This is a genomic window from Rossellomorea sp. KS-H15a, from assembly GCF_024195245.1.
Classification (GTDB): domain Bacteria; phylum Bacillota; class Bacilli; order Bacillales; family Bacillaceae_B; genus Rossellomorea; species Rossellomorea vietnamensis.
This window is the reverse complement of the sequence record NZ_CP096886.1, coordinates 4,074,476-4,087,489: the sequence shown is the minus strand read 5'-3', so window position 1 is coordinate 4,087,489 and position 13,014 is coordinate 4,074,476. Positions and strand designations below refer to the sequence as shown.

The 13,014-nt window shown below is 44.9% G+C and carries 15 protein-coding genes and 1 riboswitch; of the genes, 8 read left to right on the top strand and 7 right to left on the bottom strand.

The window, feature by feature from the left end:
* Positions 1 to 45 precede the first annotated feature (45 nt).
* Positions 46 to 519, top strand: coding sequence for an RNA deprotection pyrophosphohydrolase (ytkD, locus tag M1J35_RS20955; protein WP_254652199.1), 474 nt, complete (start codon positions 46 to 48; stop codon positions 517 to 519).
* Here the strand turns inward: ytkD and M1J35_RS20950 are convergent.
* The 3 genes from M1J35_RS20950 to M1J35_RS20940 form a co-directional block, all read right to left on the bottom strand.
* The gene (locus tag M1J35_RS20950; RefSeq protein WP_371928692.1) at positions 509 to 1,309 is read right to left on the bottom strand and encodes an ABC transporter permease; all 801 of its coding nucleotides are present in this window, start codon (positions 1,307 to 1,309) and stop codon (positions 509 to 511) included. The genes ytkD and M1J35_RS20950 overlap by 11 nt on opposite strands.
* A complete protein-coding gene (locus M1J35_RS20945; RefSeq protein ID WP_254652197.1) occupies positions 1,290 to 2,066 on the bottom strand; it encodes an ABC transporter ATP-binding protein in 777 nt (258 codons plus the stop codon). The genes M1J35_RS20950 and M1J35_RS20945 overlap by 20 nt, the downstream gene beginning before the upstream one ends.
* Positions 2,067 to 2,135: 69 nt before the next feature.
* Entirely contained in the window at positions 2,136 to 3,092 is a 957-nt protein-coding gene (locus M1J35_RS20940) for an ABC transporter substrate-binding protein (protein ID WP_229594649.1), read from the bottom strand.
* A 231-nt stretch (positions 3,093 to 3,323) separates the two neighbouring features.
* Between M1J35_RS20940 and M1J35_RS20935 the strand changes: the two genes are divergently transcribed.
* Entirely contained in the window at positions 3,324 to 4,106 is a 783-nt protein-coding gene (locus tag M1J35_RS20935; protein ID WP_254652196.1) for an alpha/beta hydrolase family protein, read from the top strand.
* A 26-nt stretch (positions 4,107 to 4,132) separates the two neighbouring features.
* Positions 4,133 to 4,375 carry a DUF2584 domain-containing protein gene (locus M1J35_RS20930; protein ID WP_254653821.1) on the top strand — a complete coding sequence of 81 codons (243 nt, stop codon included), beginning with the start codon at positions 4,133 to 4,135 and terminating at the stop codon, positions 4,373 to 4,375.
* A 39-nt stretch (positions 4,376 to 4,414) separates the two neighbouring features.
* On the opposite strand, the gene M1J35_RS20925 is transcribed toward M1J35_RS20930, so the two are convergent.
* Positions 4,415 to 4,747: a hypothetical protein gene (locus M1J35_RS20925; protein ID WP_224522113.1), complete on the bottom strand. Its 333-nt coding sequence runs from the start codon at positions 4,745 to 4,747 to the stop codon at positions 4,415 to 4,417.
* Positions 4,748 to 4,912: 165 nt separating this feature from the next.
* Between M1J35_RS20925 and M1J35_RS20920 the strand changes: the two genes are divergently transcribed.
* Positions 4,913 to 5,473, top strand: coding sequence for a biotin transporter BioY (locus tag M1J35_RS20920; protein WP_254652195.1), 561 nt, complete (start codon positions 4,913 to 4,915; stop codon positions 5,471 to 5,473).
* 38 nt (positions 5,474 to 5,511) lie between these two features.
* Here the strand turns inward: M1J35_RS20920 and M1J35_RS20915 are convergent, their stop codons facing one another.
* Positions 5,512 to 6,303, bottom strand: a complete 792-nt coding sequence (locus M1J35_RS20915) for a GNAT family N-acetyltransferase (RefSeq protein WP_254652194.1) — start codon at positions 6,301 to 6,303, stop codon at positions 5,512 to 5,514.
* Between the two features lie 182 nt (positions 6,304 to 6,485).
* Here M1J35_RS20915 and M1J35_RS20910 point away from each other — a divergent pair, with 182 nt between their 5' ends.
* Complete coding sequence (locus M1J35_RS20910; RefSeq protein WP_106298475.1) at positions 6,486 to 6,635, top strand: lmo0937 family membrane protein; 150 nt, start codon at positions 6,486 to 6,488, stop codon at positions 6,633 to 6,635.
* Positions 6,636 to 6,696: 61 nt separating this feature from the next.
* Here M1J35_RS20910 and pckA read toward each other — a convergent pair whose 3' ends face one another.
* Positions 6,697 to 8,286, bottom strand: coding sequence for a phosphoenolpyruvate carboxykinase (ATP) (pckA, locus tag M1J35_RS20905; RefSeq protein ID WP_224522116.1), 1,590 nt, complete (start codon positions 8,284 to 8,286; stop codon positions 6,697 to 6,699).
* Positions 8,287 to 8,605: 319 nt separating this feature from the next.
* Positions 8,606 to 8,749, top strand: a riboswitch (SAM riboswitch).
* A gap of 216 nt (positions 8,750 to 8,965) precedes the next feature.
* Here pckA and metK point away from each other — a divergent pair.
* On the top strand, positions 8,966 to 10,168 hold the full coding sequence (gene metK / locus M1J35_RS20900; RefSeq protein ID WP_034765540.1) for a methionine adenosyltransferase: 1,203 nt from the start codon (positions 8,966 to 8,968) through the stop codon (positions 10,166 to 10,168).
* 113 nt (positions 10,169 to 10,281) lie between these two features.
* Here the strand turns inward: metK and M1J35_RS20895 are convergent, their stop codons facing one another.
* Positions 10,282 to 10,797 carry a gamma carbonic anhydrase gene (locus M1J35_RS20895; protein WP_254652193.1) on the bottom strand — a complete coding sequence of 172 codons (516 nt, stop codon included), beginning with the start codon at positions 10,795 to 10,797 and terminating at the stop codon, positions 10,282 to 10,284.
* An 84-nt stretch (positions 10,798 to 10,881) separates the two neighbouring features.
* Here M1J35_RS20895 and M1J35_RS20890 point away from each other — a divergent pair, with 84 nt between their 5' ends.
* Together M1J35_RS20890 and M1J35_RS20885 are read left to right on the top strand one after the other, a co-directional pair.
* Positions 10,882 to 11,685 (top strand): alpha/beta hydrolase, encoded by an 804-nt coding sequence (locus M1J35_RS20890; RefSeq protein WP_224522118.1) that lies wholly within the window; start codon positions 10,882 to 10,884, stop codon positions 11,683 to 11,685.
* Between the two features lie 13 nt (positions 11,686 to 11,698).
* Positions 11,699 to 12,772, top strand: coding sequence for a tetraprenyl-beta-curcumene synthase family protein (locus M1J35_RS20885; RefSeq protein WP_254652192.1), 1,074 nt, complete (start codon positions 11,699 to 11,701; stop codon positions 12,770 to 12,772).
* The last annotated feature ends 242 nt before the right edge of the window (positions 12,773 to 13,014 follow it).

Below are 13,014 nucleotides of genomic sequence, written 5' to 3'. Positions count from 1 at the left end.
TTTGTGGTTAGATGAAAGAAAGCGTGTACGGATGAGGTGACGTAGATGGAACGGTTTATAGATGAAAATGGCAAGAGAGTGGAATTATCGTTTCATAAGGGGCAGTTTCAACAGGAATCCAATCATGTCCTTGTGATCTGCCGCTATGAAGGCCAATGGTTATTGACCCGCCATAAAAAAAGGGGTCTCGAGTTCCCAGGGGGTAAGAGGGAAAAGGGGGAGACCCTTGAGGAAGCTGCAATTCGCGAAACGTTTGAAGAGACGGGGGGAGTGATCAAAGAGCCTCTTTTCATTGGGGAATATAAGGTGTTTGACCATACTCCATTTGTCAAAACGATTTTCTTTGCGGAAGCAGAAGAGATGATCCAAAAAGATGATTACCTGGAAACAGAAGGATCCGTGCTTTGGGACGGTGATTTTACACAGATTCACGAAGACCCTTCCTTTAGTTTCATCATGAAGGATCGGGTGGTGGAATCGGCCCTGAAAAGAGTGAGAGAACTCGATCTTATGACTTGATCCATTTCTTCTCGAGCTGCTCCACGAGCTTATACATAATGGTTGCGAATACGGCTATGACGAGTAGGGAGAGAAGGACAAGGGTGAAATTGAAGACCTGGAATCCGTAGATGATCATGTATCCGAGACCTTTGGCGGACACAAGGAATTCACCGACGATGACACCGACCCAGGATAGCCCTACATTGACTTTCAAGGTCGAAATGATCGTAGGGAAGGAAGCGGGAAGGATGACTTCTTTAAACATCTGTCCCCGTTTCGCACCGAATGTCTGCATCACCTTCAAGTAGTTCGGGTCGACTTCCCGAAAGGATGTATAGACGACGATGGTGGTGATGATGACAGAGATGACGGTCCCCATGGCAATGATGGAGGTGAAGCCGGGCCCAAGCCCCACAATCAGGATCGGTCCCAGGGCGACCTTAGGCATGGCGTTCAGAATGACAAGATAAGGGTCCAATACTTTCGAAAGAAACGGAGACCACCAAAGTAAAGCGGCAAGCAGGGTCCCAAGCAGGGTGCCGAGGATGAATCCGATGACGGTTTCACCAAGGGTCACAGACAGATTGGCTAAAAGGCTCCCGTCCCCCAACTTCACGATAAACAGCTTCCATATCTTCGAAGGCGAACTGAAGATGAGTGGGTCCACCCAGCTGTTTCGGCTGGCGATCTCCCACAGTGAGAAGAAGACGGTGAAAATAAGGGCTTGATAAAACCAAACCCATCGCTGCTCCCTTTTCAATGATTGAATGTATTCCCGGTGTTTTTGTTTAATCGATTCTTGATTCAAGTTTCTCAAGCTCCTTCCAAATCGTCTGGAAAAATTCCGGATATGCTTCATGATTTCTGACCTCGAAAGGCATCAATCCCTTTAACGGTTGGGGCACTTCGAATATGATATGAACACGCCCCGGTTTCGAACCGAATAAAATGATGCGGTCACTCATGGAGATTGCTTCCCCGATATCATGTGTGACGAGGATGGCGGTTTTCCCGAAGGACTTCAAAGTAGAAAATACCAGATCCTCTAACTTCAATTTCGTTTGATAATCAAGTGCAGAGAAAGGTTCATCCAGGAGAAGCAGTTGAGGCTCGGTGATGAGTGTTCGGATCAGTGCGACCCGTTGCCGCATTCCCCCTGACAATTCCCGTGGGTAGGATGACTCTACACCCTCAAGGCCCATTTCCTTCAATAAAGCATGTGCTTCTTTTCTTTTATCCTCTGTCAGGTTCCCCATAATGGCCAAACCGAGGAAAATATTCTCTTCAATCGTCTTCCACGGAAACAGATAGTCCTGCTGAAGCATATATCCCAATTTCTTCTTCATCTTCCTGATGGGCTTATTGTGTAAGATGACGGTTCCTTCTGTCGGTTGAATGAGACCGGCAATGATGGAAAGCAGCGTCGTCTTTCCGCATCCCGATGGACCGATGAATGAGACGAATTCCCCTTCTTCCACCTGCAACGAAATGTCTGTGAGGGCATGGGTGGCCGTTTTCGGTGAGAAGTAGGTGTGGTGGACGGAATCGATCGATAGAAAGTTCACTGTTTTAAGCCTCCATTTTCGAATTTTTTTATAACGGAAGGGCTGACATGTGTCAGCCCCCGGGTATTGCTACTTTGCTGCTTTTTCAGCGATGGAAGTGTTTACGAGCGTTTTGTGATCGATGGATTGAGGGAGTTCACCTGCTTCATCCATGATGGCCTGAAGATTGTTCCACTCTTCTTCATCCAGGATCGGGTCTGTTGCGAAGGATCCTTGTGATTTATACCGGTCGACAACCGTTTCAATCAGGTCCACTTCCGTATCTTCAAAATATGGCTCAATCACTTTGGCGATGTCGGCCGCTGAATGTTCTTCCACCCATTGCTGGGCTTTGTAAAGGGCTTTCGTGAATTTCTCCACCGTTTCTTTGTTTTCTTTCATATAACTGTCTTTCGCCATGAAGGTTGTATACGGCACATGCCCTGATTCGGTCCCAAAGGAAGCAACGATATGGCCTTTGCCTTCTTGTTCGAAGATGGAGGCGGTCGGTTCGAATAATTGGACGTAGTCGCCAGTACCGGATGCAAAGGCATTGGCAATATTGGCGAAATCAATATTCTGAATCAGGTTCAAATCGTTCTGAGGATCGATGCCGTGATTCTTTAACACGAATTCCCCGACCATTTGCGGCATGCCGCCTTTACGCTGGCCAAGGAAGGTCGAACCCTTCAACTGATCCCATTCGAAGTTCTCCACCTTTTCCCTGGAGACGAGAAACGTACCGTCGGTTTGGGTTAATTGAGCGAAGTTGATGACGGGATCATCCGATCCTTGTGCATGGACATAGATGGACGTTTCAGAGCCGACCAATGCGACATCCGCACCGTTTGATAATAGGGTGGTCATTGTTTTATCCCCTCCCCATGTGGTGGTCAGTTCGATGTCGAGTCCTTCTTCCTTAAAGAATCCTTTTTCAATCGCTACATATTCAGGTGCGTAAAAAATAGAGCGGGTCACTTCCGCTACACGAACCTTCTGGACAGCCTCCTCTTTTTCTCCACATGCAGTCAATCCAATGGTCAGCATAAGAATGAGGAATACACCTAAACCGCTTCGAAGCCATTTTTTCAATTTAATCTTCCTCCTTTACTTTTCCACGTAATCAGTAGTCGGGATGAGTGCAGCCCTGCATTGTTTATTTCATTGGCAGTAGGGTAGGATGGTCATAAAGCAACGTGAATTCAATTTGCTAAAATAGTCTATGTAGAGTATAAAAAATGTGTGAATACCCATAGCACGTTTTGAAAGGAAGAGAATATGAAGAACGGAATGATCGTGAAGAAAACGTTGTTTCCCTCTCCGAACCCACATGTCGAATTATATGAAATTACCTATCTATCCTCGGGACTGAGGGTGAAGGGCTTACTGGCTGAGCCTGTGTTAAAGGGTACATACGACGGTTTCCTTTATTTAAGGGGAGGGATCAAAGGTGTCGGCATGGTCAGGCCCGCCAGGATCGCTCAGTTTGCATCACACGGATTCATCGTGTTTGCGCCATATTACAGGGGGAACCTGGGGGGAGAAGGGAATGAAGATTTCGCCGGGGATGACCGTGAAGATGCTGTTGCAGGCGTAGAACTGTTGAAAAATCACTCCCGGGTCGCAAAGAATCGTATCCATGTTTTCGGCTTCTCGAGGGGCGGTGTCATGGCCCTGATGGCAGGGATCGAGTCGAAGGACGTGACATCCATCGTCACATGGGGAGGTGTGTCTGATATGTTCTTGACGTATGACGAACGAAAGGACATGCGGAGAATGATGAAGAGGGTGATCGGGGGAAGTCCGAATAAAGTGCCCGAACGATACGAATGGAGGACTCCCCTGTATTCACTTGAAAACCTTGAAGCGCCGGTCTTGATCATTCACGGGGAAAAAGATCAGAACGTTTCCGTCGAGCATGCATATAGATTAGAAAAACGATTGAAGGAGCTCGGGAAACGGGTTTCGTCCCATTATTTCAAAGAGTTTACGCACTACTTTCCGCCACGGAAGAATCAAGAGATCGTTTCCCTGCTGGCATCATGGATGAAAAATCAATAAACTAATAAGGATTGAGGTCATATAAGATGGGCATGGGTCTTGAGTTGAATACGATGATTGTGACAAAAGGAAAAGAAATGAGGAAAGAAGAGAATTTGTTTCAGCTTCAAAAGGATGGATATCGCCTCTATCCGATGCATCTTCCCATAGATGTGAAAAAAACGAAGCACAGTGATCCGAGTGGTTTCGGGAGAATTGAAAAGATGGAGTGGAAGGATGAGAAGACGACGATCGTCTACCGGCTCATTTCCCTCAATTCCACCAATTGAAAACGGAAGGCTGTAAACAAATGCTTACAGCCTTCCGTTTTATTTGATCTCCTCATATAGCAGATAGCGGTTATCCTTCGTTTGTGCGATTAGATAGTTCTTGTGGTCTTTTACGCTATAAATGGGGGTACCTTCCGCCAGCGTATTGGCGGTGAAATTATTGACGGGGTGATACTTGGTTTCGATCTTTTCTTTAATGGATCCTACCTTTTTCTGAAGGGTGAGTTTCTTCTCGGCAGATACCTTTACATACTCTTTGTCGTTCACGACCATCATATCCCCATACCCGCATAATTCATACGATGCAGGTTTCTTCTCCCCGCAGGCACTCAATAGGAATACACATAACACTAATACGGCCAGACGCTTCATATGTCTCCTCCTTTTCCATTCCGCACATACTCAAAAGATATTCAAGCTTGTACGCTAACATGATATTTTTTCCGCTTTTTTTATGAAAATGGTGCTTCCTTAATTCCTTGGATTTGTGTAAACTTAATGGTATAAGAAGTTTACATACATAAGGGGGATTTACAAATGAATGGAGAAAAACTGAGGATGATTATTCACTGTGCCATCTTTGCTGCCATGACAGGAATACTCGCACAGATTGAAATACCACTGCCACTCGTCCCCATCAGCGGCCAAACCCTGGCTGTCGGGATCACGGCTACGATACTTGGAAGCAGATACGGGGCGCTGGCCCTGATATGCTATGCGGCACTCGGCGCGGTAGGGGTCCCGGTGTTTGCCGGTTTCAGTGGAGGGGCACAAGTCCTGGTCGGTCCGACCGGAGGCTATATCTTCGGGTTTATCATTGCGGCTTACTTTACAGGACTCATTCTTGAAAAAACGAGATTTACGATTCCGATGGCGATAATCGCCAACACCGTCGGCATGATCATCACGTTAATTCTTGGGACCATCCAACTGAAATTTGTGGCGGATCTTGGCTGGAGTCAGGCGATGGCAGCGGGGGTTTATCCGTTTATCGTCGTGGGACTCATTAAAGCATTCCTGGCAAGCTGGATTGGAATCACAGTGAGAAAACGCTTGGTACAGGCGAAATTGATCCAGAACCGGAACGTGGCAGCATAATAAAAAAGTGGACTCCTATTTTTAGGAATCCACTTTTTTTAGTTGAATTTATACATTGACCAATAACCAATGTCTTTAAAGCCGATACGCTTATAAATTTTTCCTGCTTCAGGATTGTCATAAAAGAGGCATAGTTCTTTTCCTTCGTTCAACACGTCACGGCAAAGCTTTGTCATGCACTCTGTTGCGTAGCCCTTTTTCTTGTATTGGGGATGTGTGCATACGGCGACGATCATGGCGGACATGCTGTTTTCAGCTGTTGTGGAAGCGGAAGAAACGAACTTTCCGTCCTCTTCTACATAGTAACTGCGGGCTACGCCCTTTTCCATCCCATGCTTTCTTTTCTCTACGGTAAAGTCTCCTCCGCTGAATTCCGGGATAGCGTTCAACAGTTCCACGAGTTGCGGCAGATTGGTGAAAGAAGCTGCTTTCACATGAGGAAGCTCCCGGTCTTCCATAGAGGATGCACTGTCACATTTGGCGTAATACATATGTCTTTTCGAATTGATTTCCCTGGATAAGAAGGGTTCAACTTCAGTGACAATCCGTTTCAATCCTGAAACGATGCTGTAGTCTTCTGTTCCGTTGATAATGGCGGCAAAGCCTTCTGCGTCAAAATCCCCCATGGAATAAGGGATGAAATTTTCCCTGTATTTGAGGAGGATCCCCCGGAGATTTCCTTCCTCATCAAAATCTCCCCAAATCTTCTGGAAATCCTGTTCAAACCCAAAGGCTTCGATGTCCCCGATGATGAACAAGTTCTCAGCAGGCTGCTGCTGAATGAGTCGCTGACAAATAACATGATCTTTCTCTGTAAGCTGTCTGATCATCTCAATTCCCCCTGTAAAATTTAATCATAATCATACCAAAATTAGTAATATTTAGTAAAGTGTTATTTTACTTTGGAATCGAAAAAAAGAATAGGGAAATGGTAGTGGTTTTAAATTTCATCTTTTAGGGAAACTTATGAGCAATACTCGTTTTTCTATAACAGTTCTAAGGAGGAGCACACATGCTTTGGACCATCATCGGAATCTTATTAGTTCTTTGGTTACTAGGATTGATCTTTAAAATCGGTGGAGCCGTCATCCATGTTCTACTGATCATCGCCGTTGTCGTATTCTTATTCAACAGAATCACCGGCCGGAAAAAAGGGCTATAACGATAACAAAGGTCCGTCCCTCAGATTTGAGGGACGGACCTTTGTATGTTAGTTAAGTGATTTATTTAACGGACGGGCCGCCTTTTTGTTCGATGTCAGAAGGGACGTTCGAGAATTTCTTGAAGTTCTCGTTGAATTTGTGAGCAAGTTCTTTTGCTTTGACTTCATAAGCCGCTTCATTGGACCATGTCTTCTTAGGTTGAAGTACTTCGTCTGGAACACCAGGAACGTGAACCGGGATGTTCAGACCGAAAATCTCGTCTGTTGCCGTTTCCACATTCGTAAGTTCACCCTCAAGTGCCGCCTGTATCATGGCGCGGGTGTAGGAAAGCTTCATGCGATTCCCAACTCCGTATTCTCCGCCGGTCCAACCCGTATTCACGAGGAATACCTGTGCATTGTGCTCATCGATCTTCTTACCGAGCATTTCTGCGTAACGAGTGGCAGGAAGCGGAAGGAATGGAGATCCAAAGCAAGTTGAGAAAGTTGCCTGTGGTGAAGTGATTCCACGCTCCGTACCTGCAAGCTTCGATGTATATCCACTTAAGAAATGATACATTGCCTGTTCTTTTGTCAGCTTGCTGATCGGAGGTAATACGCCGAAAGCATCAGCTGTTAAGAAAACTATCGTATTTGGGTGTCCTGCGATACTTGGTTCCACGATGTTTTCCATCGCTTGAAGGGGGTAGGCAGCACGCGTGTTTTCTGTTAAAGTGTTATCATCATAATCCGCGATGCGGGACATATCATCAAGAACGACATTTTCAAGGACCGAACCGAAACGGATCGCATCAAAGATCTGAGGTTCTTTTTCACGTGTCAGCCCGATGCACTTAGCATAGCATCCGCCTTCGATATTGAATACGCCGTTCGGGGACCAGCCGTGCTCATCATCACCGATCAAGCGGCGGTTTGGATCAGCGGATAAAGTCGTTTTCCCTGTACCGGACAATCCGAAGAACAATGCTACATCGCCTTCACGACCTACGTTCGAAGAGCAGTGCATGGAAAGGATGTCGGATTCAGGAAGTACATAGTTCATGACCGAGAAGATGGATTTTTTCATTTCACCGGCATATTCGGTACCGCCGATCAACACGATCCTTTTTTCAAATGAAACGATGATGAACGTTTCAGAGTGAGTGCCATCCACTTCTGGATCAGCCTTGAAGTTCGGTGCTGAAATGACGGTGAATTCAGATTGATGATCTTTTAACTCCTCTGTTTCCGGGCGGATGAATAATTGGTGGGCAAACAGATTATGCCAGGCAAACTCATTGATCACCTGGATCGGTAGTCTATGTTTCGGGTCGGCACCTGCGAATCCTTTAAATGAAAATACTTCTTCTTTTTCTTTTAAGTATTCGATGACTTTCGTATATAATTTATCGAACGATTCCGATGAGATCGGCTGATTGACAGAACCCCATTCGATTTTATCTTTCGTCGTTGGTTCTTCAACAATAAATTTATCTTTAGGAGAGCGTCCTGTGTATTTACCAGTTTCTGCTCTGATTGCACCTGATGAAGTTAAAACGCCTTCATTTCGTTGAAGGACCTTTTCGACTAGTTGAGAAACAGATAATTGTTCCTGGATGTTTTGACCATTAAGTAATTCCGTTAATTCATTAGACATGCTCACTGAATTCATTCGAACCCTTCCTTTATATAAATTTATTTAAATGGTATCGTTTACTTTACAAAAATAGTATAACACAATCAAGCTATTAGTCTATACTATTTATTTAATTTTATAATGTGTCTTCATTTTGTCACATTTCTTGACCGAATAAAGCATGTTTCTTCTTATTTATATGAAATGCACCTCGCAATGTTTAGCCTCATTACCCCATTAGGTTATGTAGATGATAAAAAACAGGCTGAAACCACGAAATGAATGGTTAAACCTGTCATTCAAAAAAAGTTGACACCACTTGTCCTAACCGTTATCATTGTTCCTTGAACGGATACTCTTATCCTGAGCTGGTGGAGGGAGCAGACCCTATGAAACCCAGCAACCTGCTAAATAGTGAATGGATCCATTTCTTTAATGAATCCGATTAAGCGAAGGTGCTAAACTGAGGCAAGGTCTCTAAAACCTTGAACGATAAGAGAGAAAAGGCGCGGCTATGATCTGAAACCTTTCCTCTGAAACTTTTTTCCCCGAGGAAGGGTTTTTTCTGTTTATAGTGGACCACATGCACATAAATCATGATTTATTTATAAAAGAATCATGTTTACTTCATACTACTTAGGGAAATGAGTACCGTATCTGTTTACTGTTTTGTCAGAAGAATCGTTCTGACAAATATGCTTAAGGAGGAACCTTGATGTCAACTAAACGTCGTCTGTTTACATCTGAGTCCGTAACCGAAGGACATCCAGATAAAATTTGTGACCAAATTTCTGATTCAATTCTTGATGCAATTCTGACCAATGATCCGAATGCACGTGTAGCGTGTGAAACGTCTGTCACAACGGGTCTTGTGCTTGTTGCCGGTGAAATCACTACGAATACGTATGTTGATATTCCGAAAATCGTTCGTGAAACGATCCGTGAAATTGGCTATACACGTGCGAAATACGGCTTTGATGCTGAAACATGTGCAGTTCTGACTTCCATTGATGAGCAGTCTGCCGATATCGCTCAAGGTGTCGATCAGGCCCTTGAAGCCCGTGAAGGTCAAATGACGGATGAAGAAATCGATGCAATCGGTGCAGGTGACCAAGGATTGATGTTTGGATTCGCTTGTAATGAAACGAAAGAGCTTATGCCTCTTCCGATTTCCCTTGCCCACAAAATCTCCCGTCGTTTAACAGAAGTACGTAAAGAAGAGATCCTTCCTTACCTTCGTCCGGATGGAAAAACACAAGTAACCGTTGAATACGATGAAAACGATAAGCCGGTCCGTATCGACACGATCGTTATCTCTACTCAGCATCACCCTGAAGTGACGCTTGAGCAAATCCAACGCAACCTGAAAGAATATGTCATCGACCCGGTTGTACCGAAAGAACTGATCGATGAAGAAACGAAATATTTCATCAACCCGACTGGCCGCTTCGTAATCGGTGGACCACAAGGTGATGCAGGTCTGACAGGACGTAAAATCATCGTTGACACTTATGGTGGATACGCACGTCACGGTGGCGGTGCCTTCTCTGGTAAGGATGCAACGAAAGTGGACCGTTCAGCGGCTTATGCAGCGCGCTATGTAGCGAAGAACATCGTGGCAGCGGGACTTGCTGAGAAATGTGAAGTTCAATTAGCGTATGCAATCGGTGTGGCGAAGCCCGTATCCATCTCCGTTGATACATTTGGAACAGGGAAAGTGTCAGAAGATGTATTAATTGACGTTGTGAGCAATAACTTTGACCTTCGTCCTGCAGGAATCATCAAGATGCTTGACCTTCGTCGTCCGATCTACAAGCAGACAGCTGCTTACGGACACTTCGGCCGTAACGATCTTGATCTTCCTTGGGAACGCACGAACAAAGCAGATGCGTTGAAAGCAGAAGCATTAGCTGAATAAGGAAAGATAGAAGAGACCAACACTTTTTGGGGTGTTGGTCTTTTTGTTGATGATCAAAAGAAAATCTTCCATGAGTATTCTCAAGGAGGATGGGGTATCCCAAGTATAGGAAGTTAAAACGGTTTGATGTTCTTATAATATTGTCCTTTTTCTGCGTATTCTCTTGAAATGCGCTTCATTTCACTGATATCGTGCTCATTGAGCTCCCTCACGACTTTTGCCGGCCGTCCGAAGGCAAGGGTATTTGGCGGGATGACTTTCCCTTGTGGGACAAGGCTTCCGGCTCCGATGAACGCCTCTTCGCCGATTTCGGCATTATCAAGGATGATGGAGCCCATGCCGATCAATGCCTTTTTCCTGATTTTACAGCTATGTAGGATCACCCCATGGCCGACGGTCACTTCATCTTCAAGGATAAGAGGGTTATTTGGACTCTGATGGAGAATGGAGTTATCCTGTATATTTACTTTATCCCCGATTTTTGTGGGAGCGACATCCCCCCTGATGACGGTATTGAACCAGATACTTGATTCTTCACCGATCTCCACGTCCCCTGAGATGGTGACATAATCGGCGATGAATGCCGAACGGGCGATGATGGGTTTCTTATCATAATACGGATAGAGCATTTTTTACTACCCCTTTCAATAATATTTATTATAATAATGGTAGCAGAATTCATTCATGGAGAGAACTACAAAGGAGGAATTGCCATGTGGAAATGGGAATCAGATCAAGAGGCAAAGGCAGTCATCGTCATCATTCATGGAGCGATGGAACATCACGGAAGATATGGTTGGCTCATTGAAATGTGGCGTGCATCAGGCTTTCACGTCGTCATGGGTGACTTACCCGGTCAGGGAATGACGTCAAGAAGCCAAAGGGGACATATCGATTCCTTTGATGAATACATTGTGGAAGTGAAGGACTGGGTCCAGGCAGCCTATCAATTTGAACTGCCCGTCTTTGTGATCGGCCATAGTATGGGCGGGCTAATCGCCATACGACTCCTGCAGGAATCCCATGTGAACGTAGCAGGTGTCATTTTATCCTCGCCGTGTTTAGGATTGGTTACGACCCCGGCTAAACCGGTCGAGCTATTATCCCTCGGTTTAAATAAAATCGCTCCGATGGTGAAGTTCCCCTCAGGATTAACCATCGATATGGCGACCCGAAACGCAGATGTCCGGGAAATCGACAGCAATGATACGCTTTATATCACGAAAGTATCTGTCCGCTGGTACAGGGAGCTTGTACAGGCGATGAAGCAAGCATTTGCCAACCTGGAAAAAATGCCAGACGTCCCATTGCTTGTGATGCAGGCAGGGGATGATAAAATCGTCGAAAAAAAGACAGTGAAAAAATGGTTTAATGAGCTGTCATTATCTGAAATGCATTACAAAGAATGGCCAAAGTGCTATCATGAAATTTATAATGAACCTGAAAGAGAAGAGATCTATGAGTATTCTAAGATCTTCATTGAAAGCAGATTGAAAGCGCTGGGATACATTTTGTAAAAGAGGTGATGAAATGTCGATACCAAGTGATCCCTTTTCATTAATGACAAGAGTGTACCGCACCGTTTTTCCCATCGTGCACGAAGAATTGGACGGCTGGAAAAAGCGGGCGGAAAAAATACCGAATCAGGAACTGAGGAATCAGGCACTTGCGAGCATCCAGCATAAAACATTCCATTGCGAGGGAGGATCGATCCTTTCCCTTCTGGCATTGGAGCATAAAGCAGATACGATCCGGTTCATCGTCGCGTATCAGACGATCAGCGATTACCTGGATAATCTGTGCGATCGCAGTGTGTCCCTTGATCCCGATGACTTTGCCCTCCTGCATCAGTCCATGAAGGATTCCTTGACGGTGGGGGCAGAAGCTGTCAATTATTATGCTTTAAGAAGGGACCAGGATGATGGAGGATACCTGAGGGATCTGGTCCTGACATGTCAATCCGTTTTGCGCAACTTACGCCATTACGAAAGCATCAAGGATGATCTCCTTGAACTGTGTGAGTATTATTGTGATCTGCAGATACATAAACACGTGAAGAAAGAAGAGAGGGTGGCCAGGCTTCAAGGATGGTTTGAAACCCACCGCCCGAACCTGCCTGAAATGGACTGGTATGAGTTTTCCGCTTGTTCAGGTTCGACCCTTGGCATCTTCTGCTTGGTCTCTTATGCCAATCGAAGTGATTTCAAGCCTTCGTATACGGAGAAAATCAAGCGGGGCTATTTCCCGTATATACAGGGATTACATATTCTTCTCGATTACTTCATCGATCAGGATGAGGACCGGGAAGGGGGAGATTTAAACTTCTGCTTCTATTATGAAAATGATGAGCATTTAAAAGAGCGACTCATCCATTTTCTGCAGAAGGCCGATGAACATACCCATGAGCTTCCCCATGCTCACTTTCACCGTTTGATCAATAAAGGACTCATCGGAGTCTATTTGTCTGACGAGAAAGCCAGTAAACAGGCAAGCGTCCAATCCTTCTCCAAACAATTCATCGGAGAAGCCGGCTGGATCACCAAATTCTTCTACCTGAACGGGAAAATCTACCGCAAATGGAGAAACCGCAAAAAAACATCTTAATAGACGATCGAGGGACGGACCTCCAAAATACTTCGGAGGTCCGTCCCTTTTTCTGTCTGTTTTGCCCAACCAAAGTTGGACACGGTTATCCAATATACGACTAAAAATACCATATTTATACATAAATTTTTTGTTGATTTTTCTATTTTTGTGACAATAGTCCTTTATTTATGTCGAGTGTACATGGATCCTTTTGACTATATCCTTTTTATTTCGTAATACTAAATAACCAAATACTATCT

What these genes read in the sequence shown, in the direction of transcription:
- ytkD (WP_254652199.1), top strand. Translation starts at nt 46, where the DNA reads ATGGAACGGTTTATAGATGAAAATGGCAAGAGAGTGGAATTATCGTTT.
- M1J35_RS20940 (WP_229594649.1), bottom strand. Translation starts at nt 3,092, where the DNA reads ATGCTGACCATTGGATTGACTGCATGTGGAGAAAAAGAGGAGGCTGTC.
- M1J35_RS20935 (WP_254652196.1), top strand. Translation starts at nt 3,324, where the DNA reads ATGAAGAACGGAATGATCGTGAAGAAAACGTTGTTTCCCTCTCCGAAC.
- M1J35_RS20930 (WP_254653821.1), top strand. Translation starts at nt 4,133, where the DNA reads ATGGGCATGGGTCTTGAGTTGAATACGATGATTGTGACAAAAGGAAAA.
- M1J35_RS20925 (WP_224522113.1), bottom strand. Translation starts at nt 4,747, where the DNA reads ATGAAGCGTCTGGCCGTATTAGTGTTATGTGTATTCCTATTGAGTGCC.
- M1J35_RS20920 (WP_254652195.1), top strand. Translation starts at nt 4,913, where the DNA reads ATGAATGGAGAAAAACTGAGGATGATTATTCACTGTGCCATCTTTGCT.
- M1J35_RS20915 (WP_254652194.1), bottom strand. Translation starts at nt 6,303, where the DNA reads ATGATCAGACAGCTTACAGAGAAAGATCATGTTATTTGTCAGCGACTC.
- M1J35_RS20910 (WP_106298475.1), top strand. Translation starts at nt 6,486, where the DNA reads ATGCTTTGGACCATCATCGGAATCTTATTAGTTCTTTGGTTACTAGGA.
- pckA (WP_224522116.1), bottom strand. Translation starts at nt 8,286, where the DNA reads ATGAATTCAGTGAGCATGTCTAATGAATTAACGGAATTACTTAATGGT.
- metK (WP_034765540.1), top strand. Translation starts at nt 8,966, where the DNA reads ATGTCAACTAAACGTCGTCTGTTTACATCTGAGTCCGTAACCGAAGGA.
- M1J35_RS20895 (WP_254652193.1), bottom strand. Translation starts at nt 10,797, where the DNA reads ATGCTCTATCCGTATTATGATAAGAAACCCATCATCGCCCGTTCGGCA.
- M1J35_RS20890 (WP_224522118.1), top strand. Translation starts at nt 10,882, where the DNA reads ATGTGGAAATGGGAATCAGATCAAGAGGCAAAGGCAGTCATCGTCATC.
- M1J35_RS20885 (WP_254652192.1), top strand. Translation starts at nt 11,699, where the DNA reads ATGTCGATACCAAGTGATCCCTTTTCATTAATGACAAGAGTGTACCGC.